General features: G+C 47.4%; 17 protein-coding genes. All 17 read left to right on the top strand.

The window, feature by feature from the left end; genetic code table 11:
- Window positions 1-354: 354 nt before the first annotated feature.
- The 17 genes from AC4EYZ_RS00690 to AC4EYZ_RS00610 all read left to right on the top strand — a co-directional run bounded on the left by AC4EYZ_RS00690 (window position 355) and on the right by AC4EYZ_RS00610 (window position 22,652).
- Window positions 355-915: a sugar transferase gene (locus AC4EYZ_RS00690; protein ID WP_022523701.1), complete on the top strand. Its 561-nt coding sequence runs from the start codon at window positions 355-357 to the stop codon at window positions 913-915.
- 38 nt (window positions 916-953) lie between these two features.
- Window positions 954-2,261: an O-antigen ligase family protein gene (locus AC4EYZ_RS00685; RefSeq protein WP_022523700.1), complete on the top strand. Its 1,308-nt coding sequence runs from the start codon at window positions 954-956 to the stop codon at window positions 2,259-2,261.
- A gap of 43 nt (window positions 2,262-2,304) precedes the next feature.
- Window positions 2,305-2,931: an ElyC/SanA/YdcF family protein gene (locus AC4EYZ_RS00680; protein ID WP_230805089.1), complete on the top strand. Its 627-nt coding sequence runs from the start codon at window positions 2,305-2,307 to the stop codon at window positions 2,929-2,931.
- A gap of 51 nt (window positions 2,932-2,982) precedes the next feature.
- A complete protein-coding gene (locus AC4EYZ_RS00675; protein ID WP_009286545.1) occupies window positions 2,983-3,420 on the top strand; it encodes a low molecular weight protein-tyrosine-phosphatase in 438 nt (145 codons plus the stop codon).
- A 661-nt stretch (window positions 3,421-4,081) separates the two neighbouring features.
- Entirely contained in the window at window positions 4,082-5,074 is a 993-nt protein-coding gene (locus AC4EYZ_RS00670) for a phosphoribosyltransferase (RefSeq protein WP_009286546.1), read from the top strand.
- A gap of 474 nt (window positions 5,075-5,548) precedes the next feature.
- Window positions 5,549-6,703, top strand: coding sequence for a polysaccharide export protein (locus tag AC4EYZ_RS00665; RefSeq protein ID WP_009286547.1), 1,155 nt, complete (start codon window positions 5,549-5,551; stop codon window positions 6,701-6,703).
- 28 nt (window positions 6,704-6,731) lie between these two features.
- A complete protein-coding gene (locus tag AC4EYZ_RS00660; RefSeq protein ID WP_022523695.1) occupies window positions 6,732-8,987 on the top strand; it encodes a polysaccharide biosynthesis tyrosine autokinase in 2,256 nt (751 codons plus the stop codon).
- 6 nt (window positions 8,988-8,993) lie between these two features.
- A complete protein-coding gene (locus AC4EYZ_RS00655; RefSeq protein ID WP_009286549.1) occupies window positions 8,994-10,808 on the top strand; it encodes an ABC transporter ATP-binding protein in 1,815 nt (604 codons plus the stop codon).
- Window positions 10,809-10,832: 24 nt separating this feature from the next.
- Window positions 10,833-11,978, top strand: a complete 1,146-nt coding sequence (locus AC4EYZ_RS00650; RefSeq protein ID WP_022523694.1) for a hypothetical protein — start codon at window positions 10,833-10,835, stop codon at window positions 11,976-11,978.
- Between the two features lie 53 nt (window positions 11,979-12,031).
- Window positions 12,032-14,032: a polysaccharide biosynthesis protein gene (locus AC4EYZ_RS00645; protein WP_022523693.1), complete on the top strand. Its 2,001-nt coding sequence runs from the start codon at window positions 12,032-12,034 to the stop codon at window positions 14,030-14,032.
- 216 nt (window positions 14,033-14,248) lie between these two features.
- On the top strand, window positions 14,249-15,433 hold the full coding sequence (locus AC4EYZ_RS00640; protein WP_022523692.1) for a hypothetical protein: 1,185 nt from the start codon (window positions 14,249-14,251) through the stop codon (window positions 15,431-15,433).
- A gap of 68 nt (window positions 15,434-15,501) precedes the next feature.
- Window positions 15,502-16,569, top strand: a complete 1,068-nt coding sequence (locus AC4EYZ_RS00635; RefSeq protein WP_022523691.1) for an NAD-dependent epimerase — start codon at window positions 15,502-15,504, stop codon at window positions 16,567-16,569.
- A 50-nt stretch (window positions 16,570-16,619) separates the two neighbouring features.
- Window positions 16,620-17,978 (top strand): UDP-glucose dehydrogenase family protein, encoded by a 1,359-nt coding sequence (locus tag AC4EYZ_RS00630; RefSeq protein ID WP_022523690.1) that lies wholly within the window; start codon window positions 16,620-16,622, stop codon window positions 17,976-17,978.
- 157 nt (window positions 17,979-18,135) lie between these two features.
- Window positions 18,136-19,344: a glycosyltransferase family 4 protein gene (locus AC4EYZ_RS00625; protein WP_490204071.1), complete on the top strand. Its 1,209-nt coding sequence runs from the start codon at window positions 18,136-18,138 to the stop codon at window positions 19,342-19,344.
- A gap of 217 nt (window positions 19,345-19,561) precedes the next feature.
- Complete coding sequence (locus tag AC4EYZ_RS00620) at window positions 19,562-20,464, top strand: phosphoribosyltransferase (protein ID WP_009286553.1); 903 nt, start codon at window positions 19,562-19,564, stop codon at window positions 20,462-20,464.
- 147 nt (window positions 20,465-20,611) lie between these two features.
- Window positions 20,612-21,430 (top strand): glycosyltransferase family 2 protein, encoded by an 819-nt coding sequence (locus tag AC4EYZ_RS00615; protein WP_022523689.1) that lies wholly within the window; start codon window positions 20,612-20,614, stop codon window positions 21,428-21,430.
- A gap of 262 nt (window positions 21,431-21,692) precedes the next feature.
- Window positions 21,693-22,652 (top strand): glycosyltransferase family 2 protein, encoded by a 960-nt coding sequence (locus AC4EYZ_RS00610; RefSeq protein ID WP_022523688.1) that lies wholly within the window; start codon window positions 21,693-21,695, stop codon window positions 22,650-22,652.

The raw sequence follows: 22,652 nt of genomic DNA, 5'->3' as shown, positions 1-22,652 counted from the left end.
TTCTGCAGAGTTAATCGTTGTGATGTCATGAAAATTACGGCTGACCTCTGTTAACAAAACTGCATTCGTTATATTTCTTATTAAATAATATGCGTTAACAGGAATTGTTTTAGCCTTTTTTTGCTTAATTTCTAATTGGTGAGTCTAGTAAAATAGAATGAGAAAATATGCCTAAATTGTGAGGTTAATAGTTATAGCTATATAAACAGCTTGTTTATATACTTCTCTTCGAGATCGTTACTCTTTGGTTGCCTTTGTTTGGGTGATAAAGCGTATTCTTGTTGAAGTGGAAGTTGCCAAGATCTAATTTTTATATGGTAATAATAGTGACTTAACCATGCGGGTATTGACATCATGACTAAAATATTACGATTTTTTGATATCCTGTTTGCTGCCACGGGCCTACTCATTGGTCTGCCATTATTGCTTATATTAACCTTAATCGGTTACTGGGACACGGGGTCTCCTCTATTTTTGCAAAAGCGTGTGGGATACCGTGGCCAGCCGTTTGTATTGATTAAATTTCGTACTATGAGGCCTGATACCGCTTGGGTTGCTTCGCATCTTGCGGATTCTTCTTCAATTACCAAATTCGGTCATTTCTTACGGCGTACCAAATTGGATGAGTTACCGCAGCTATGGAATGTATTGAAAGGGGATATGAGCCTTGTGGGGCCTCGTCCTTGCTTATACACGCAAGATGAGTTGATCAAAGAGCGTACTGAGCGTGGTGTATACAATGCTCGCCCAGGAATTACCGGGCTGGCGCAACTTAACGATATTGATATGTCTACGCCTCAATTACTGGCAGAAACGGATCAAAAAATGTTGGCGACAATGGCGATGCCGACGTATTTTCGCTACCTGTTCCTCACTGTGATGGGTAGAGGAAGCGGAGACCGGGTGAGACAATAAAGCATGCGCACTCCTGTAGCCTACAAGGTAAATACTGCATGCAGGCTTTAGCAATCACCGTGTTACCGCTATTGGCCCCCTTGGGCTATTGGCTAGGATTGGCGATCACTATTATATGGTCGTTTCTTGCTAGGCATGAGCGACAAAGGCGTAGCTTTTTTAGAAAACCAATGGGGCGTGGTGATGGCCTTCTTTTGGCGTTGCTACTAGGAGTCGGTATTGTCGAAGTAGTGGCTGGCGCTTGGCATTCTAGCTTGGAGCGGGCCTTGCCATTAGCTGGTGCAGCTTGGCTCGCGGCATTGGCGTTTATGTTAGTGCGCGCCGTTCCACCACGTCCTTCAGCATGGTGGGTGGGTTTAGCGCTAAGTGGATTGGGTGCAGGGGGTTGGGCGGCGTGGCAAAAATGGATAGTCGGTTTAACCCGTGCTACAGGCCACCCACCGTTACATTCAATCTTTTTCGGCAATCTTGCGCTATTGATGTCGCTGTTATGTTTGGCCGGATTGGGGTGGGCCTGGCAACAGCGATCAACACGTTTTTTTTGGGTAGCGCTTTTGCTGAGCGGCGCAATGGGGGGCGGACTAGCCTCGGCTCTTTCTGGCACCCGGGGCGGGTGGTTGGCACTGCCGCTAGTGATATGGGTATTTTATTACGGTTATGCGCGTCGCTGGCGAGCGCTGTGGCGATGGTTGGCACTGACTGCTGCAATAGCTGTGATGATAGGGGTGTATACGACGCCCCATAGCGGCGTAGAAAAAAGGGTGGATAAGGCGGTGGCCGAGGTGCATCGCTACATGGAAGGCGCTGACTATGGCTCCGTAGGGGCTCGCTTGGAAATGTATCGCGGCGCATTCTGGCTGATTTATGAACGTCCCCTCGTGGGCTACGGGCATCAGGGCTATCTACCCGCCATGCAAAGACTAGAGACTCAAGGCGTGCTAAGCCCCGAGTTAGGCAATTACTGGCATGCGCATAACGACCTTCTGGATGCCTGGGTACGAAAAGGGCTGCCAGGTCTTGTTATAGTCGTGAGCCTCTATCTCATTCCCCTGTGGCTTTTTTTCCCAGGTTTACGCGCTGAAAGCGCCACTCAGCGCTCCTATGCCGTGGCTGGTATATTGCTGCCAATCACTTTTATGGGCTTTGGCTTAAGCTATTCTTTTTTTGCTTATCCAGCAGGGGTAGCGGTGTATGCTAGCTGGCTGATTTTCCTTTGGGTTCTCGTTTCCGAGCAAGTTCTGCAAGATGGTTGCCATGTATACACTAATGAAAAGCCTGACGGCGATATTGCTGATGCCAATGTCTCTGATGGCCCTCACTTTTACTATCGGATGGTTGATTCGTAAGCTTGGGTGGTACCGCCTGGGTCACAGCATAATGACGTTAGCAATGCTCTTGCTATTGCTGGCGGCCTGGGCACCAGTGGCAGATAATTTGCTAGGGCCGTTGGAGTCTCAATATGTCGCTTGGGAGAAATGGCCTGAAGAGCAGAACATCGAAGCAGTGGTAGTCCTCGGGGGTGGTTGGCAGCCGGATCGCCCTTGGTCGATAACCGGCAGGCTCAGCGAAAGTTCGGGTTTGCGTCTGATGGAAGGCCTGCGGCTATGGCATGAGCGTCCAGACTTGCTACTGGTAGTGTCAGGGGGAGGGCAAGATCCAAAAATGACCATGGCTCATGGTTACGCCGAAGCTGCCGAAGCATTGGGGGTTCCGCCAGAGAGTATCGTGACGCTGGTGTCGCCCAACGATACTGCTGAAGAGGCCAAGTCAGTTCGGGCGCTGCTCGGTGAAGGTGCGCAAGTATTGATTGTGACATCAGCGTCGCATATGCCGCGCGCTATGCGTCATTTCGAGGCGGCAGGCCTAGCTCCAGTTGCTGCACCTACCCATTATTTGGCCGATCGAACGGAGGGATTAGCGCTAGCTTATTGGCTGCCCTCTGCCCGTGAGCTACGCAAGACTGAGAGGGCAATCTACGAAACCCTTGGGTTGCTTGCTATTCAGTGGGAGCATTGAAGGTGTCATTTGAAAACGTCTACCTCTGCTCACCCAGGAGATAAGTAAGACATGTTCGAGCGTATTTTAGTGGTGTGTACAGGTAATATTTGTCGTAGTCCTGTCGCTGAGGCATTTCTTAAACAGCGGCTACCCGAGCGTCATATCAGTTCTGCAGGCTTGGGCGCCTTGGAAGGCGAGCCTGTATCCCCGTTTGCACGTCAATTGGCCGAGGCCGATGGTTTGGATGTGACCAGCCACCAGGCACGGCAATTAACGGTGATAATGATACAGGAAGCCGATCTCATTCTGGTGATGTCTGAGGGCCAGCGCCGTGCCGTAGGACAACACGTACCCCAAGCCTTAGGTAAGACGCTATTGCTAGGTCGTTGGCTAGATAGTGGCAAAGGGCGCAATATCCCCGATCCTTACCGAAAATCCAGGGAAGTTTTCGAGCATATCCATATGTTGCTAAAGGACGCTGCCTTTACGTGGGCAGAGAGGCTCTAGAGGCATCGCCATCGCTTCTTTTTCTTTTTTACTGCTTGATCTGTCTGCGGTATGGCCAATGTGCATGTCAGTATTAGATCCATTTTTCGTTTTAAAATTTTTAGTTGACTAATCATTAAGTAATGATTTTTTTGCTGTTTTTTTGCTATTTTTTAATTATGTATTTCTTGTTTTTAAGATGTTGATCTTTGTATTTATGATGGGATTTATGTATTGTTTTTCTCATTTATTTTGAAGGAGTAAAATTGTTAAAAATGCCTGATTTAAATGCCAATAAAGTAGAAGATTGAGGTTTCTGTCTTTAGACTATGAAGGTGAATAAATTTAACAGAAACAAATGCTTGTATTTTTTTTATTGTAGTTTTAATAATTTTTTCTGGAGATATCATATAACCTATCATTTAAGTGACACGATTTTGTCATTCGATAAAGTTACCGTTCCACTATAAGTCGTAACTAAGCGATTTTGTTCATTGCAGAAACTATCGGAAAAGCCTTTTTAACTCTCTGGCGTGATGCTCCATCTTGGGTAGAGGCGTGACGTACCGAGAGTATGTCTTTGTGTTTAGGGCCATCACCGCTGGGTTTTACAAGAAAGGCGATTCTACCTAACCATCCATTAATTTGGCGGTCAAGCCTGATAAATAAGGAGGGATAGACAATGAATTACAAATCCTATGGTGATTTAAGTGAGGACATCGCTGCGTCCTTGTTCAAAGTTCACGGGAAGGATTACGACCTGGTGGTCGGTATTCCCCGTAGCGGCATCATCCCTGCCAGCATGGTTGCGTTGGGTTTGCATCTCGATATGATGGGGCTCCCAGACTTTATTGACAACCAACCGCTGAAAACTCGCTTGCGTAGAAAGGAAGAAAAGCCGCCGGGAGCCGCCTGGGACGCGAAAAAAGTTCTTTTCGTCGATGATAGCGTCATTACAGGGAAGACTGTGCAGGAAGCACGGAGTGCTATCCCCGAAAACTGTCCTTGTATAATAGATACCTTGGCGATCTATGCTGATCCCGACGGTAAGCAACATGTTGATTTTCATTTTTACACGCTAGAATCGCCTTGTGCTTTCCAGTGGAACCTTTTCACTCCTGCCATACTTTCCCAGTCATGTGTCGATATCGATGGTGTACTGTGCGTCGATCCTACCGACCTTCAGAACGATGATGGAGAGCAGTACATTGCGTTTTTGAATAACGCGGAGCTTCTTTTCCTACCTGCTGGCCGAATCGGCTGCTTGGTAACCAACCGTCTTGAGAAGTACCGTAGCCAGACAGAGCAGTGGCTGAAGCAACAGGGAATTGACTATGAGCGCTTGGTCATGCTGGATCTGCCTTCGAAAGAGGAGCGCCAACGCCAGGGGATTCACTCTACGCACAAGGGCCTGTTCTATAAGAACTCGGATTACACTTTCTTCATTGAGAGTGCTACCAGGCAGGCTGCAAGTATTGCAAAAATATCGGGGAAAGCCGTTTATTGCTGTGAAGATAATAGAGTCTATACAGCGTCTGATAAAATCTCCGCCAAAAAGGGATCGCATAGCTATACGAAACGCCTTCTCAGCGCCAGCAAAAGAAAGATTTTATCTAGCTTTCCAAGCCCCCTCAAGACGGCACTGAGGGAGCGGTGGAAACCCAAAAAGGCGTGAGCGGATTCAAAGACCAACTTATGGCCGCCCCTCCAAGGGTGGCTTTTTTCTATGTGACCACTGTCACTAAGAAACCCCTCAATTAAGGCGATATTACAATTGTTCCGCGATTGTAACTTGAAATTTCTTCTTTTGTAACTTTTTACAACTTATTAATTTTAAATATAAATTTTTTATTATCATTAAATGTTTAATACCGCTAGGCATGATCTCCTCTCCTCTCACCCATGACGCCAAACCTCATTTCTAAACGCCTAAATAGCGTTAGCTATCTCATCCTCAGCAATGAAGTAAATCAAAGTATGTTTTTTGTTTTTTTATGTAACATTATATTTGTCTGCCGTAATGGCATTCATGTCTTATGGCGGCTCGAAGGTTGCACTGCCAAGGCGAGTTTCCAAATAGGCTCTGGGAAATGCCATTTAAAATCCCCGGGCGGTAGCGTGGTAAGACACAAAGCAAAGGGAACAAAAAATGAATAATTTCAAAGAAATAGAAGGTGTAGAAACCAGAAAAAACCCATTGCGGCTGGTTCGCTATCTAATGTTCATCATGCTGCTGGGGATATTAAGTGGCTGTGCCATGGCCCCAGGCGGGCATATTGATGAAAGCGAGCTCGACCAATCGCTTGATGGCCGAGTGGACGTACAACCCATTACACCAGAGTTTGTAGATAGGTTGTATGTCCCAGAAGAGCCTACCACGCAAGCCACGTCTCAAGCATTGAATCAAGAAGTGCAAGACTACGAATATCGGGTAGGGCCTGGGGACATTTTAAGCGTGATCGTCTATGACCATCCAGAATTAACGATTCCTGCCGGTGCCGAGCGCTCCGCTGCGGAAACCGGGAACCGTATACGGCCCAATGGCACGATGTTCTATCCCTACGTAGGGCGTGTGAGAGTCGAGGGCATGACGCTTGACGAGGTGCGCGAGTTAATCGCACGGCGATTGTCCGCAGTAATCAATGAGCCGCAGGTAGAGGTAGGCATTGCGGCGTTTAACTCCCAAAAAGTGTACATCAGTGGTGCAGTGGAAAACCCCGGCACTCTGCCTCTGAGTATTGTGCCGATGACGGTACTTGATGCCATTAGTGAAGTAGGCGGGGCACGTGATAATGCGGATTGGCGTAATGTCACCCTAAGCCGCAATGGTGGTGAAGAGGTGATATCGCTTTACGCCATGATGCGTCAAGGGGATATGACACAAAACCGGTTACTGCGTGATGGCGATCTACTTCACGTGCCCACCATGGAAAATCAAAACGTGGTCGTTCTGGGACAGGTTAGCCGTCCAGGTGCCATTGCCCTGGGCAATGAACGCATCACGTTGACGGATGCATTGGGAAGGGCAGGTGGTGTGAATGAAAATCGCGCCCAGCCGTCGGGTATTTTCGTAGTAAGGGGAAACCCGCCGGGTAGCGAGAAAATTGCCACCGTCTATCAGTTGGATATTCAGGATGCCACTCGCTTATTGCTAGGAACACGCTTTCCTCTTGAGCCGCAGGATGTGGTGTACGTGACGTCAGCACCGCTGGCTCGCTGGAACTCTGTGATCTCCCTGCTGTTGCCATCAGTTAGTTTGCCAGGCGACTTTGCAACGTCTGCTATTGATGCCGGTGAGCTTTAATATATTTTCTGAGTGATGAGGCATCTCCATGACTAATTTCCCTTCACCAGCGCCGTCGCCAGCACCTCGAGAGAGCGATGAGCTTAATCTGCGTAAGTTGGTAGACACGCTGTCCGATCATCGCTGGTTTATTGTGTCGGTGACGGGATTTTTTCTGCTGGCGGGCTACTTTAATGCCAGCTCTCAGCCGAGAATTTATCAGGCCGATGCCTTAGTTCAGATAGAGACCCGAGGATCGAACTTGGCGTTTATGGAGTCATTGGGAGAGCCGCAACAAGGCAACCCTACCTCTGCTGAGCTCGAAATTCTGCAGTCACGTATGGTGTTGGGTGAAACCGCTGACCGTCTTGACCTTGCCATTCAGGTTGAGCCGCGTAGGTTGCCGGTGGTGGGGGACTTTCTGGTTCATCATGGAGTTAATCAGCAGTGGTTCGAGAGCCTCACGCCTGAATTCATTCGCCAGTGGTTAGCAGACTCTGTGGATGATGCTTGGAGTAACCCCTATGTGTGGGCTGGGGAATCACTGCGAGTCGCTCGTTTCGATGTTCCCGAGGAGAACGTGGGGGGGGAGCATGTGTTGCGGCTTCTCGACGGCGGTGAATTCGAGCTGCTGCTGGAAGAAGAAACGCTGCTTACTGGTAGCGTTGGGGAAACGGTACAGAATGATGAATTGGGGTATCGTCTTTTTGTCAGCCAGGCAGAGGCCCACCCCGGCGCAGAATTCACATTAGTAAGAACGTCTGCTCTTAGTGCAATAAGTGAGCTGAAGAATCGCTTTGAAATCATTCCGCGTGGGTTAGAGTCGGGCGTCTATGAACTGACGTTGAACGGGGCGGATCAAAACCAGATTCAGCCAACACTAGATACGCTGACCAGCGTTTTTTTGACTCAAAACGTGCAGCGTCATTCAGAAGAAGCAGAAAAACAGATCGCCTTTCTCAACGAGCAAATTCCTCAGGTTAGCAACCAATTGTCAGATGCCGAAGGCATGCTCAACGATTACCGAGCTCAGCGTGACTCTGTCGACCTGACGTTCGAGACACAGAACCTGCTTACTCGGGTAGTCGATGTGGAAAACCAGCTTGGTGAGTTGGCTATGCGGGAAGCGGATCTGGCTGAGAGGTACCGTCCTTCACACCCTAACTACCAAACGTTACTGAGACAACGCGGCCAGCTAGAAGCCGAGCGTGACCGACTTAACGCTCTGGTGAGTGAATTACCCGAAACCCAACAGGAAGTGCTGCGTCTTACTCGGGATACTCAGGTCAATCAGCAAGTGTATGTCCAGCTACTCAACCAGCTTCAAGAGATGCGTTTGGTGAAGGCTGGCACAGTAGGCAATGTGCGTATCTTGGATGCGGCCATGCTGTCCCCCGGTACCATTGCTCCACGTATCCCTTTAATAACCGCTGTTAGCGGCCTGTTTGGCGCCTTGTTGGCAATGTTATTAGTGATCGTTCGTATGTTGCTTAGTCGGTCTATCAAAACCCCCGAGCAGCTTGAAGAATTGGGTCTGCCTGTCTATGCCACCTTACCGAATTCCGGTGAACAGGCAGGGCTTACCGAGCGTATTCGTCCGCGTCGTGCCAAGAAAGCCCAAGAAGTTTTTCGTGGCTTGCTGGCCGTCAAGAAACCCGCTGAAATTGCCGTTGAGGCATTGCGTGGGCTTCGTACCAGCCTCTACTTCGCCATGCTCGAATCCGATAACAATCGGTTGATGATTACTGGTGCTAGTCCGGGGGTAGGTAAGAGCTTCATAGCCGCGAACTTAGCGGCGGTATGTGCCCAGGCTGGCCAAAAAGTGTTGTTAATCGATGCTGATATGCGCCGCGGCCATTTGCACCATGCCTTTCACGGTAAGGGAATAAAGGGACTTTCAGAGTTGTTGGCACGGCGTATCAGTGTGGAGGAGGCCATTCGCCATAGTGAGCTTGATGGACTTGATTATGTGGCAAGAGGAAGCGTACCGCCTAATCCATCAGAGCTTTTGATGCAGCAGAGTTTTCACGACTTTCTAGACACGATAAGCCAGCACTATGACCTGGTAATCGTGGATACGCCCCCGATTCTGGCGGTAACCGATGCCTCGGTAGTCGGCAAGTTGGTTGGTACCAGTCTAATGGTGGTGCGGTTCGACACGAACCCTCCTGGCGAAATCAAAGCCGCTAAGCGTCGTCTTGAGAGTGCTGGTGTGAGGCTCAAAGGTGGAATTCTAAATGGTGTTAAGAAGCCGACCAGCAGCCGTCACGGATACTATGGCAGCTACCTCTATGCTTACCGGTGAGCCAATATGCTTAATCAATTGCGCGAATTTTATTCTTTACTAACGCAACAACAGCGCCGCCGATTGTTAGGGCTTCAGGCACTGATCATTGTGATGGCGCTAGCTCAAATTGCCAGTGTCATCGCCATTGGGCCTTTTATGGCGGTGGTCGGAGATATGAGCAAACTCCAGGGCAATGGTTGGTTAGCCTGGGCTTATACCTATAGCGGAATGCAAAGCCACAAGTCCTTCTTGAGTCTATTGGGCGGTATGGTACTTGGAGTGTTGTTAATGGCAGCGCTAATTTCCATGTATACCACCTGGCGGCTGTCGCTCTACAGTGAGCAAGTGGGAGCGGAACTCTCTAGCCGCCTCTATCGTTATTATCTGTATCAACCTTGGTTATTTCATTCGAGCCAGAATACCAGTGTCCTGATCAGCAAGGTCTCCGTTGAAGTCCAGCGCGTTACGACAAAGGTGATAAATCCAGCGATGGAGCTCAACGCCAAGGCGGTCATGGTGACCTTGATGAGCTTGGCTATCTTTATCTATAACCCTGTTGTAGCAATATCCGGCTTAGTGATATTCCTCGCCACTTATCTACTGCTTTATCAGACGGTGCGGCGCTTTCTCAGCATTAATGGAAGGCGTATATCTGAGGCTCAATCGAAACGCTTCAAGCTGATGACTGAAGGGTTTGGAGGCATCAAAGATCTTCTTTTATTGCATCGTCAGGCGAGTTTTACCACGCGGTTTGAAAAGGCCAGCAACCGCATAGCGCGAGGCCAAGGTGTAACACAAGGACTGAGTGAGGCACCCCGTTATGCTATCGAGCTAGTGGCCTTTGGTTCGGTAATCCTGCTGGTTCTTTACCTGCTTAACCTCTACCAAGGCAATCTGGGCGCCATTTTGCCGGCGCTTTCAATTTATGCCCTAGCCGGTTTCAAGATGCTGCCTGGCTTTCAGAAAATCTATACCTCCATTACTAAAATACGCGGCAACCTGGCGGCTTATGATGCAATCCGTGAAGATTTGATCGCCAGCAGTGAGGAAACCATAAAACTGAAAACAGGCAGTGAATCTAAGCCTGCTGCTCAGTCAATGCCGTGGGTTCCTCAGCGAGAAATCAAAATTCATGAGGTCGCCTTCGACTACCCAGGAGCGCGAGCACGGGCGCTGAATGGCCTGACTCTGACAATTCCGGTCAACAAGATGGTCGGCTTAGTCGGTGCTTCTGGCAGTGGTAAAAGTACTGCTGTGGATCTATTGCTGGGTCTGATCGAGCCTCAGCAAGGGCAAATACTCATTGATGGTGTGGCTTTAACGCAGGAGAACTTGCGGAATTGGCATGCCAGTGTGGGGTTTGTGCCGCAACAGATATTTCTGTCCGATGCCACGATCCTCGAAAACGTCGCCTTTGCCATTGAACGCGAAAATATTGATGTTGAGAGAGTCAAAGAAGCCCTACACATGGCGCAACTCGATGAACTGATCATGCGATTTCCCGAAGGGCTCGAAACTAGAATCGGGGAGCGCGGAGTGCAGATATCAGGGGGACAGCGTCAGCGTTTGGGTATCGCCCGTGCTCTTTATCAGCAAGCCAGTGTATTAGTTTTTGATGAAGCCACCAGTGCTCTGGATGGGATCACCGAACGTCGTGTGATGGAAGATATCCAGCGCTTCGCAGGCCAAATGACGGTGGTGCTTATTGCCCACCGCCTGGCCACGGTCAAAGAGTGCGACATAATTTATATGCTTGAGGACGGGCAAGTAAGTGATGCAGGTACTTATGATGACCTGGCCAGTCGCAATCATACCTTCCAGATGATGGCTAACCTCTAGCCACAGTAGAAAAAAGGTATCGCCATGAATCTGATCGGTGCGCTATTGCTGTTTGTGGGGCTTTCGCTAAGCAGCCTTTATTTGTTTCCCAGCGGTGGGCCACAGCTGGCTGATTTTGTGCTGATCGGTTTTGCCGGCGTGATGCTTTTGATGTCATTAGGAGACAAACACCTGAAAGTTTCACCCTTCGCTATGTGCTGGGGATTAATGGTGTTGTGGGTAGTAATGGTATGCCTTAGCTGGACGTTAGTGATGGAAACCACTGAATTTTTTAGACCAGCCCAGTTTTTCCTGTTCAATTTTTTAATCGGTATGGGGCTGCTGCGTTTCCTAAGCGTTTACGGTGAACGTGCCATAGGGCTTATTCGAAATAGCATCTCTATTGCGCTAGTGATCGCCGGTGGCCATGTGTTAGTGCAATTAGCCTTGGGGATCAACCGCACCACTGGCAGCTTTAATAATCCCAATCAGCTGGCCTACTTTTCGCTATGTGGCGTAGTGGTGTTGTTAATGCTCGATGATTTTCACCCTAAAATGAGGCCTTTGGCATTGGCCGGGCTAGCTAGCGGCGTGTTGGGGATCTTATCGGCGTCGTCGTTGGCCGCTATGGGAGGTGGGGCTATGGTGGGGATCGGCTGGGCCATAGCAAATGCTAAGCAGGTCAAGTACTTTGCGCGCCTGTTGCTGCTGGTGCCACTATTATTGGGAGGTGTTGTGCTCGCCAATATTAGTACTGAGGGGCAGGTGTTGCGCAACCTGGAAGCGCGTATGGATCGAGCACCAAGCAAAATTGATAGTGTGTATGAAGAACGCAAGTTTGACCGACTGACTAACTTTCCCGCCTACGCAATATTGGGGGCAGGAGAAGCCGAACGGCAGCGTTTTGCACCATATGATGGGGCCGAAATCCACTCCTCCTTTATTAACATGTTGTTTGCTTATGGCTTGCCAGGCCTAGTGCTTTTCCTATCGATAATAGCCACCGTATTGCGCCGAGCTCCCCTTTACATCTGGGCTGGAGTAGCAGGGCCATTGATTTATTCCACTACTCATAACGGGCTGCGCGCGACGTTATTCTGGGTACTACTAGTGATCTGTTGGCATCTCTATCGAGAAGGCTCGATAGCGGCTTCCCGTCAAAATCTCGTTTTTGATCGCCCACTTCAATAATGCGGCTGCCAGCGCCGTAACTTGGCAACCCGCAAGGACGGATAGAGATAACTATGGCTAGTTTAATAAAGTCGTTATCAATGGCGCCGCGCTCCATAAAGCGCCGGGTACTTGTTGTATTTGATGGTTTGATTGTGGTGGGTAGCCTGCAACTTGCCACAATGATTCACCTGGAAAGCCTACAACCACTCAGCAGCATTTCCTTGTGGATGACCATCAGCGTGTTAGTTCCGATAAGCCTTTTGCTTTTCCGCTGGTTAGGGCTTTATCGCGCCGTCATTCGCTACATGAGCCATGCCACTGTATCCACTATCGCTGTTGTTGTGCTGGCATCGACTTTGTTAGTAGCGCCGGCCAGTTACATGGTTAACTCGCCCATTGGACTATCTATTATCATCATTTATGCGCTGCTCTTATTGTTGGGTATCGGTAGCCTGCGTTTTCTATTGCGAGAGTTGTATCGCCACAGTCAGCTTCGACAGCGCAAGCCAGTGGTGATTTATGGGGCAGGGGCCGCGGGTTGCGAGCTGGTGGCTGCTCTGCGCAATGGAGAGGAATACCAGCCGGTGGCCTTCGTTGATGACTGGCGGGGATTGGAAGGCGCCATGGTAGAAGGGCTGCGGGTACATCAGCCGGTAGCATTAGCTGCTCTGGTTCAAGAACACCGCGCCACAATGGTCTTGTTAGCTATCCCCAGCGCCCCACGTTGGCGTCGCCGCGAGATACTGCACTGGCTTTCGGGCCTTTCCGTGCCTCTTAAGACAATTCCTGGTAGCGCCGATGTAATTGCCGGTAGAGCCAAAATCAGTGAACTTCGCGATGTGGCGCTGGAGGACTTATTGGGTAGGGAGTCTGTGCCTGCCTTCCCCGAACTGATGGAGGCCAATATCCGCGATAAATCGGTCATGGTGACGGGGGCAGGAGGCTCGATAGGCAGTGAACTGTGTCGTCAGATTCTTGATCAGAATCCTGTCCGCCTGCTTTTGATCGATAACTGCGAATTTGCGCTATACGCCATTGAGCAAGAGTTGAAGCAACATATCGAAAGCACCGCGTCACGGTGCGAGCTAAAACCATTGCTTATCTCAGTGCAGCATTCGGGCAGTCTTAAGGCAGTGTTCGAATGTTTCGAGGTGCATACTGTCTACCACGCTGCTGCTTACAAGCATGTGCCGATGGTGGAATTTAATCTCGTGCAAGGAGTGAGTAATAACGTCTTTGGCACATTGAATCTGGCCAAGGCGGCAATGTCGGCCAATGTTGAAACCTTTGTGGTGGTATCCACCGATAAAGCGGTTCGCCCCTCCAATGCCATGGGTGCATCCAAGCGTTTGACTGAGCTTATCTGTCAGGCCTTCGCACATTCTCAGTCCAACACTCGATTCTGCATGGTGCGCTTTGGCAATGTTCTGGGTTCAAGTGGCTCCGTTGTCCCAGTGTTTCGTCAGCAGATTGAGCAGGGCGGCCCCGTGAAGGTGACTCACCCGGATATCACCCGCTATTTCATGACAATTCCCGAAGCTGCTCAGCTGGTTATCCAGGCTGGCGCCATGGGGGAAGGTGGGGAGGTTTTCGTGCTCGATATGGGCGAACCGGTACGCATTCATGATCTGGCCATGAATATGATTCGCCTTTCGGGATTGGAGGTAAGAGACGCTGCGCATCCTGAAGGGGATATCGAAATCATCTATTCCGGCTTGCGGCCTGGTGAAAAGCTTTACGAGGAATTGTTGATAGGTCATGACGTCAGCAAGACGCGCCATGATCGTATCATGACTTCAAAAGAGCGCTTCTGGGAATGGCCGAGGCTCGAAGCCTTTTTAAAGCAGCTGGAGCAGGCATTTATCGCTACTGATCACCTGCGTATCCGCCAGTTGTTGCAGTCGGCTCCACTGGACTACAACCCTTTGGACGAAATAGCCGACCTGGTATGGAAAGCGCGTCAGACCATGACCTCAGATACGCAACGCCAACATGTTGATGCAACGAACACAGCCTTAAGGTCGGTCGCCAGACTAGGCCCTGTATTACGCTCCGTACCCAAAGAAGGTTGAGAATCTTATTGAATCGCTGGCTATCACAAGACGACGGAATCTTACCAACTTTGCTGCAACCCGTTTACTTCCGGCGCCTACGCCATAGCGACTGAGCCGTTTCCCCCTCGCTCTGATCACCACTTTTCATGCTTGAGTGATGCGAAAAGCATTATTGAGCATGTCATCAATGCTTATTTAAAAATAAGTGCTCTCTTTAGCACAAGGAGGCAAGTCATGACGAACAAACAATCTGATGACGAGCAACAAGAGTGGCTATCCGGGATTACTGTTTTTCTGATTAGAGAGTGTGAGTTGGCGTATTTGGACACCCTTCTTAAGTTGCTTGATCACTATGGATTTAATGTGTTGTGTAGCGTGCCAATCGAAAGTGGGCAGCAACAGGCGCTCGCTCAGTGGGTTCTTGATGATGGACAAGAGCAAGGAAATTTTGCCAGCAGTGGGTCGCCGCCAGTTTTTCTGCTTGTGGTACAGGATGTCCATCCAGTACCGGTGAAGCGGATGTCGAGTGACTCTCCCAATTTAAGACTACCTACCATCAGGGCAACCTTCAGTGCCACGCTCTCTCCAGAGGAGAGCAAAGCAGAACAACAGAGTCCGATACATTGCTCCCGCGATGCGGATCAGGCGTTTAAGTATCTCAAAACCTTGGTGCCCGAGCAGATCGGTAAGATACGTGAAGCAGCCCTAAGCAACGATGCAGCATTTCGCACACCTTACCCGGTATTAGCTGACCTAAGTAAAGAGGTTTGCCGAGCCAAAGTAGAGCTGGTGGATTTTCATGGCACTGAGGCGATTTGCAAGACATTTCGGCCTGGGCGTGAGCGCTACCTAGAGCGTGAAGTAAAGGCGCGTGAACTCGGTGCCTCTCTGCCAGAAGTATCCCGTCTGCTAGAAGTCGGTACTCATTATCTAGTGTTTGAGCGCTATGCCAATTGCATGGAACGCATTTTATCGCCTCGTGCGCCTTTTTCTAATCATGGTTTGCTGCCTATCTGGGCCATCGAGCGCGTGAGAGCCGTTATTTTGCACTATCGCAGTCTTGGCTATGAATGCATCGATCTTAATCCGCATGACCTTATCTATGACCCTTGCCAAGGGCTAAAGATTATCGATTTCGAGTTTCTACAGCCCGGTTCTGACGAAATAAAGACGCTGAAAGGCAACTATGCCTGGTACGCCGTACCTTCGATTTTTACCGGCGATTTACCTCCTTCAGCCCGGCAGAGCTCCTATCGACAATGTTGGTTTCCCTATACCGGCCTGCCGCGAACCTTATGTCTGAGTGAGCTTCCGCGTCCGTTACTTGCCATGGTGCGTTCAGTGGCTCTGGTGCCCTTGACGTTGGATGGCTTGAGGCGAGTGAGCTGGCGCCATATTCAGCGCTTTGTACGCAGCTGAGATTAGCGCTGTTATTTGCCCTACTCCTGCCAATGCCCTCTATTCCTCCCACGTCATGGAGTTATTAAATGAAGATTCTTGTTACCGGCCATGCCGGATTCATCGGCTTTCACACTGCCAAGCGGCTACTGGAGCGCGGTGATAGTGTCGTCGGCTTTGATAGCGTCAATGACTATTATGACCCTGCCATTAAGGAGGCGCGCCTAAAAATTCTTGAGCAGACGGCGAAAGAGACAAGAAACGACTACCTTTCTATTCGCGCTAATCTAGCTGATCAACAGGCGGTGGCCGAGTGTTTTAATGAACACCACTTTGACCGAGTTATTCATCTAGCTGCCCAAGCAGGGGTTCGTTATTCGCTGGAAAACCCACTTAGTTATGTGGAAAGTAACTTGATTGGGTTTACTAATGTTTTGGAGGCGTGTCGTTACTCCAGCATTGCGCACCTGACGTACGCCAGTACCAGTAGTGTTTATGGCGCTAATACTTTAATGCCGTTTTCCGAGCATGAAGGAGCCAACCATCCACTGCAATTTTATGCTGCCACCAAAAAAGCCAATGAAATGATGGCCCACAGTTATAGTCATTTGTTTGGATTACCGACCACCGGGCTAAGGTTTTTCACCGTCTATGGCCCCTGGGGGCGCCCAGATATGGCGCTTTTTAAATTCACCAAAAATATTTTGGCCAATGAGCCCATCCAGGTTTTCAATTATGGCTGCCATACCCGCGACTTCACCTATGTGGATGATATTGTTGAGGGCGTTATTCGCGCCAGTGATGATATAGCCACTCCTGCTTTTGAGTGGAATAGCGATAACCCTGACCCTGCTACCAGCAATGCGCCATTTCGTATCTTCAACATTGGCAATAATGATCCTGTGACGGTCAACATCTATATCGAAGCCATTGAAAAAGCATTAGGTAGAAAGGCCATCAAGGATCTACTGCCTTTGCAGCCTGGCGATGTTCCAGACACTTATGCGGATTCAAGTGAATTAGAAAAAAAGGTTGGTTATAGGCCCGCCACATCAGTTTTTCATGGCGTTGCCAAGTTTGTCGAATGGTATCGAAGTTACTATTCGCCAAATAAGGCGAGCAGCACCATAAGTGAAATTCATAGCTTGCCTAAATAAAACTTCTCTCTAATTTTTCTCACCACTTTACTCTCCAGTTAGGAAATCCAATGAACGTTACAGTTTTCGGCACGGGTTACGTAGGCCTGGTTCAAGGAACTATTCTGGCTGAAGTTGGCCATCATGTTGTTTGCATCGATCTAGATGATCATAAGGTCGAACAACTTAGGCAGGGCAACATCCCTATTTATGAACCTGGTCTAGAATCTTTAGTAAAAGAGAACTACGCCGCTGGGCGCCTTGAGTTTTCTACCGATGCGGCCGCGGGAGTCAACCATGGCCAAGTGCAGTTTATTGCTGTGGGAACTCCACCGGACGAAGACGGTAGTGCTGATCTCAAGTACGTTCTCACTGTGGCTGCCACCATTGCCGAACATATGGAGCAGAACCAAATTATCATTAACAAATCCACCGTACCTGTAGGTAGTGCTGACAAAGTGCGTGACGAGGTGGAAAAAGTGCTGGAAAGGCGCGGACGCAATGATATCGCGTTTGACGTGGTGTCTAATCCTGAGTTTTTAAAAGAAGGTAGTGCGGTCGTAGACTGCCAAAAGCCTGATCGTATTATTATCGGCACAGAGTGCGATGCCACGATTGAAGTCATGCGCGAGCTATACGCCCCCTTCAATCGTAATCACGACAAGATCATCGTGATGGATGTAAAAAGTGCCGAACTGACCAAGTATGCAGCTAATTGTATGTTGGCTACCAAAATCAGTTTTATGAACGAAATGGCAAACCTGGCTGAGCGTCTGGGTGCCGATATTGAGGCGGTGCGTAAAGGAATAGGCTCGGATCCACGCATTGGTTACGACTTCATTTATCCCGGTGTGGGCTATGGCGGTTCGTGCTTTCCTAAAGATCTGCAGGCTCTTATCCACGTCTCGAATACCATTGATTTTGACGCCAAATTACTCAAAGCAGTGGAGTCGCGTAATAAAGAGCAAAAAAACACGCTATTCAATAAGATAAGCCAGCACTTCCATGCTGAATTAAAGGGTAAGACCTTCGCCATTTGGGGGCTTTCATTCAAGCCCAACACTGATGATATGCGCGATGCCCCCAGCAGGGTACTAATGGAGGCACTTTGGGCAGCTGGTGCCAAGGTGCAGGCTTATGATCCGGAAGCCATGGAAGAAGCTCAGCGTCTCTACGGGAGTCATGATCACTTAATCCTTTGTGGAACCAAAGAAGCAGCTTTAAAGAATACTGACGCCTTGATTATCGTCACGGAGTGGCAGAACTTCCGTGCACCTGATTTTGATCTTATTAAAGAGAAATTAACTGAACCCACTATCTTTGATGGGCGTAATATTTATGAGCCGCGCCGAATGAGGGCGAAAGGATTTACTTATTATTCAGTAGGTAGGCCCAGCCCATTAGAATCTTCATATCTAGCTTCTAATTAAATATTCCATGTATCACATGGTTTTGTTTATATTCACTACTTTAAGGATGCATTTATGTTATGCATGGGTCTTTATTATAAGTAGGCGTTTATATTTTCGAATTTATATGTTTTTAGCTGGTAATTTTTTACTATCTGGTGTTCGTTGAGGAGGCAGCATGAACTCTAAGCTTAATAAACCAAAACGTCGCTTTCTGCTAGTGTCGGGCTCAAGCTATTCCTTAGTCAATTTTCGGGGGCCGCTCTTACAAAGCCTGATTAGTGCAGGATTAGAAGTACATGCGGCATCACCAGGGTTACATGATGATCCAAGGACATGCCGCCAGTTAGAGGCTTGGGGAGTATTTGTTCACGATATCCCCATGCAACGAACAGGCCTTAACCCGTGGTATGATTTTTTGACGCTAAAAGCACTTTACTTGTTGATGCGTAATATACGACCCGATGTCGTTCTGGCATATACCATCAAGCCGGTGGTGTATGGGATGTTGGCGGCTTGGCTGGCGAAGGTTCCTCAACGTTATGCATTGATCACTGGCCTGGGATATGCCTTTGCCGGAGAGGCACGCGGTAAGCGCGCTCTGGTTTTCCATCTGGTGCGTAGACTTTATTCGGCAGCTTTGAATAAGGTGGATAAGGTGTTTTTCCAGAACCCCGATGATGAAAGCTTATTTCGTGATTTGGGAATACTACGCGATCGCGTACCTTCCCAAGTGCTCAATGGGTCAGGGGTCGATATGGCGCATTTTGCTACAGCCCCTTTACCTGATGGGCCGCCACGTTTTTTATTGGTTGCTCGCTTGTTGGCAGACAAAGGTGTCCGCCAGTACGCTGAGGCAGCTAGGCGAATCAAGCAGCAGCACCCTGAGGTAGTATTTCAACTGGCTGGTGATATCGACAGCAACCCCGATACGATTTCGCAACAAGAGCTGGATACTTGGGTGGGAGAGGGATCGCTTGAACACTTGGGTTGGCTGAATGATGTGCGCCTGGCACTTGCCGAGAGTAGCGTTTTTGTACTGCCTAGTTATTACCGAGAAGGCACGCCGCGCTCAATTCTGGAAGCCATGTCTATGGGGCGAGCGGTCATCACTACCGATGCACCTGGATGTCGAGAAACCGTCACTAATGGCGATAACGGCTACTTGATACCTGTAAAAAATGTCGATGCGCTTGTTAAAGCCATGCAACACTTTATTGACAGACCAGCTTTAGTTAAAACCATGGGACAGCGCTCCCACGAGATTGCTAAAGATAAATACGATGTGCATAAAGTCAATGCCGTTATGCTTGAAGCAATGGGTATAGGAAAACCAGAGCTTCGTAATAGGGTGCAAAAACCATTTGATACTATTACTGCTAAATAAAATTGTAGCGTAGTGCTGCGTGTTATCTACATTATACCCTGCAAAAGTACTAACAGCCTCGATACTAATTTCCTGATTTTATCTAATTTAATAGCTGCGGCATCACTGATGCAATAGGTATTTCGATTGGTGGTCACCATATATCTATCTGTATCAGCTAAATGGGTGGTAGATAGCTGTTGCTGAAAATATTGAGCGAGTTGTCGGAGAAAACTTAATGCAGATTCAGTTCAAGTCATATGGTGATCTCGGCAGGGATATTACAAAGAATTTTGAAAAATTTTCTGGTGACTGGGACTTAGTCGTCGGGGTACCAAGAAGTGGTATGGTTCCCGCCTACATGATTGCACTTGCACTAAATATAAATTGTACGGATATTTCATCCTGGGTTAATAATTATCCATTGAAAAAAGGGCTTACGCGATGCGTGAGAAAAGATTTGAACTCTCCCTGGGAGGCACAAAAAGTTCTTATTGTAGACGACAGTATAATGACCGGAGGTTCAATAAGAAACGAAATTAACGCGCTCCCCGATTGGTTAGCAGCACGTGCATCGACACTGGCTATTTACTCAGGCAAGCCAATCAGAAGTGATGTAGATATTATTCTTGAATTTCTTCCCCATCCAAGAGCTTTTGAATGGAATATATTTCATCATAATGTAATGAGTAGGTCTTGTATTTGTCTTGAGGGGATGATGTCAGAAAACGAACTTTGCGATGATACAGGTACTACACGCTTTCGTTACCTTCCTTCAAGAGATATCGATACAATCGTTACGTCTCAGAGTGAGTCAAACCGACATAAGGTAGAAGCTTTACTGATGGATAACGGGGTTTCGTATCGTAATCTCGTTATGAAGAAAAATAATAAGAATGTCATGACTATTGATTCGCAGGTGAAATTCAAGGTTGAGACTTTTGTTGCATCCACGGCGGACTTGTTTGTCGAGTTTAATTCTTATCAAGCAAAACTAATTTGTCGAGAAGCAGGTAAGCCTGTTTTCTGTTTTAGTGATAGCCGTATATATAATCCTGAAGATCAGCTTGGGGCTCGTTTTGCCAAGAATAAAATAAAATTATTGATATGGAAAGTAGTCAATATGAAATTTCGCCGATAGAAAAGAGATATAAATTATTTTCTGGCTAAATAAATTGTTAGTTCTGTAGTTAATATGCTAGTGAGTTTTTACTGTCTGTTAATGATAATTATTATTAATAGAAAAGGTTCTCATCATCAGCTTGTCTGATGCCATGGAGGTGGCCTAATGAATCAGATTGATATTTCTGTCATTATGACTGTGAAAAATGGATCCAAATACCTGGAATCAAGTCTTTCTTCCGTTTTTTCTCAAACCTATCTACCTAAAGAAGTTGTTGTGGTCAACGATGGGTCAGACGATGATACCTGGGAAGTGCTCAAGAAGTTACGTCACATGGCCCCTGTCCAGGTTCAGTTAGTGGATACGCAAGGTGTTGGTCGTGCGCGGGCGCTTAACCTTGCTGTCAATCATACTCGTTATCCGTGGCTGGCCAATATCGACGCAGACGACCAATGGCTACCCGAAAAATTGGCGCAGCAGGTCGCTACTATAAGCCTATTTCCAAATGTGGAGCTTGTCGTAACAGCTAGCCAGATCGTTTATGGAGAAGGGGAAGGGGAGTTAGTTATTAGTAGAGGATTCTCCGTCACACCAATGGGGTGTGATAGTTTTTATGTTAACAATCCAATAAATCATAGCTCTATATTGTTCTCTCGACGATTTTTTGATGAGGTTGGAGGGTACGATGAAGCATTGTTTAGACAGGTCGATATAGACCTGTGGGTACGCGCTCTGAGAAAAGGTTTTATATTTTACCAAGTGGATTTACCGCTAACAGTTAAACGACTTCATGAAGGACAGAGCTTTGAAGTCGGAAATCGATTGAGTTATACATTTAATTCATTGAAAATTAGTATAAAAAAATTACGACAGCTTAAAGCTCCTTTTTACTATTTTCCAATTGCTTTTGTTAAATTTTTTTATAATAACATTCCAAGAAGCATCCGGCGTCGCTTGAAAAGGGTGAGCCTTTGGAAATTATAATGATGCTCATCTTTGATATGCTTTAGGGATCGCACCTGGAATAGCATAATCCTAAATAATTAGCGACATAAAGTGTGTATGTTCTCCATTTGCATTTTACGAATGCACGAAATTCCAGGCTTCTCTTTATATCAAACAAAAATGTTTATTATATTAAAATGGTAACTAAGGTCAGGTGCTGCCGTATTAATCGCATGTATATGTTAGTCAATAATTAAACGCTGTATTGAGTTTTCAAGGGCATGATTATGCAGGGGACACTATGAGCAAGGTGATCGCGGTGATACTCACCTACAATCGGCAGGATTTGCTACAGCTATGTTTAGCTGCCATTTATTCACAAACATGCATTTGTGACCAGGTGATTGTGGTCGATAATGCTAGCGATGATAATACACAAGAAATGCTAAGTGAATTGGACTATCCGAATCTAAAAGTGTATTTGCTGTCGCAGAATGTAGGTGCTGCAGGTGGATTCAATGCTGGGTTTCGTCTCGCATATAAGGAAGGAGCTGATTATATCTGGATGATGGACGATGATGTCATTCCGGAGCCGTTTGCCTTGCAAAGATTGATTGAAGCAGATAATACCTTGGATGAAAATGGTATTGACAGAGCCTACCTGATCTCTACTGCTTTTACTGAAAATGGTTATGTAACTAATTCACCTTCTATCAACAAAAAAATTAATCATATTGGATATAAAGATTGGCCAAAATTTGCTCAATATGGTGTTGTCTCCATTGATCGAGCAACTTTTGTATCTATTCTTGTTCCCCGCGGTACCATTGACAGGTATGGTTTGCCTATTTCCGATATGTTCATATGGGGCGAGGATACTGAATATACATTAAGAATAACGGAAGATGTTCCCGGGTTTGTTGTGGGTGCCAGCAAAGTGATGCATTTACGGCAAGAGAAAGGAGTGCTAAATATTATTTCTGAAAATAGTGAGGTACGCCTTCAGTATTATAAGTACTTAATAAGAAATAGAATATTTGTCACAAAAAAATATCGTCCAGCTCATGTCGTAGTAAAAATTATGTGTTTAGATTTATATATGATATTAAAATTATTACGAAGAAGACAGTTAAAAAAAGCTGGTATTGTAACAGCTGGGTTGGTTGAAGGTTTTTTGTTTTCACCTGAAATTGAATACATTGACTCACCGGTTAAAAGTCAATGTCTTCCATTGAGAATTTATAAATGTGAAAGTTTATAG

The organism is Vreelandella sp. 162(4c), from assembly GCF_058152265.1.
This window is presented reverse-complemented; position numbering and strand designations above follow the sequence as displayed.

Bases quoted from the DNA above. Each gene is read 5' to 3' on its own strand.
- AC4EYZ_RS00660 (WP_022523695.1), top strand. From the start codon at position 6,732: ATGACTAATTTCCCTTCACCAGCGCCGTCGCCAGCACCTCGAGAGAGC.
- AC4EYZ_RS00655 (WP_009286549.1), top strand. From the start codon at position 8,994: ATGCTTAATCAATTGCGCGAATTTTATTCTTTACTAACGCAACAACAG.
- AC4EYZ_RS00615 (WP_022523689.1), top strand. From the start codon at position 20,612: ATGAATCAGATTGATATTTCTGTCATTATGACTGTGAAAAATGGATCC.
- AC4EYZ_RS00640 (WP_022523692.1), top strand. From the start codon at position 14,249: ATGACGAACAAACAATCTGATGACGAGCAACAAGAGTGGCTATCCGGG.
- AC4EYZ_RS00610 (WP_022523688.1), top strand. From the start codon at position 21,693: ATGAGCAAGGTGATCGCGGTGATACTCACCTACAATCGGCAGGATTTG.
- AC4EYZ_RS00670 (WP_009286546.1), top strand. From the start codon at position 4,082: ATGAATTACAAATCCTATGGTGATTTAAGTGAGGACATCGCTGCGTCC.
- AC4EYZ_RS00680 (WP_230805089.1), top strand. From the start codon at position 2,305: ATGCTCTTGCTATTGCTGGCGGCCTGGGCACCAGTGGCAGATAATTTG.
- AC4EYZ_RS00630 (WP_022523690.1), top strand. From the start codon at position 16,620: ATGAACGTTACAGTTTTCGGCACGGGTTACGTAGGCCTGGTTCAAGGA.
- AC4EYZ_RS00665 (WP_009286547.1), top strand. From the start codon at position 5,549: ATGAATAATTTCAAAGAAATAGAAGGTGTAGAAACCAGAAAAAACCCA.
- AC4EYZ_RS00685 (WP_022523700.1), top strand. From the start codon at position 954: ATGCAGGCTTTAGCAATCACCGTGTTACCGCTATTGGCCCCCTTGGGC.
- AC4EYZ_RS00635 (WP_022523691.1), top strand. From the start codon at position 15,502: ATGAAGATTCTTGTTACCGGCCATGCCGGATTCATCGGCTTTCACACT.
- AC4EYZ_RS00645 (WP_022523693.1), top strand. From the start codon at position 12,032: ATGGCTAGTTTAATAAAGTCGTTATCAATGGCGCCGCGCTCCATAAAG.
- AC4EYZ_RS00650 (WP_022523694.1), top strand. From the start codon at position 10,833: ATGAATCTGATCGGTGCGCTATTGCTGTTTGTGGGGCTTTCGCTAAGC.
- AC4EYZ_RS00625 (WP_490204071.1), top strand. From the start codon at position 18,136: ATGAACTCTAAGCTTAATAAACCAAAACGTCGCTTTCTGCTAGTGTCG.
- AC4EYZ_RS00690 (WP_022523701.1), top strand. From the start codon at position 355: ATGACTAAAATATTACGATTTTTTGATATCCTGTTTGCTGCCACGGGC.
- AC4EYZ_RS00675 (WP_009286545.1), top strand. From the start codon at position 2,983: ATGTTCGAGCGTATTTTAGTGGTGTGTACAGGTAATATTTGTCGTAGT.
- AC4EYZ_RS00620 (WP_009286553.1), top strand. From the start codon at position 19,562: ATGCAGATTCAGTTCAAGTCATATGGTGATCTCGGCAGGGATATTACA.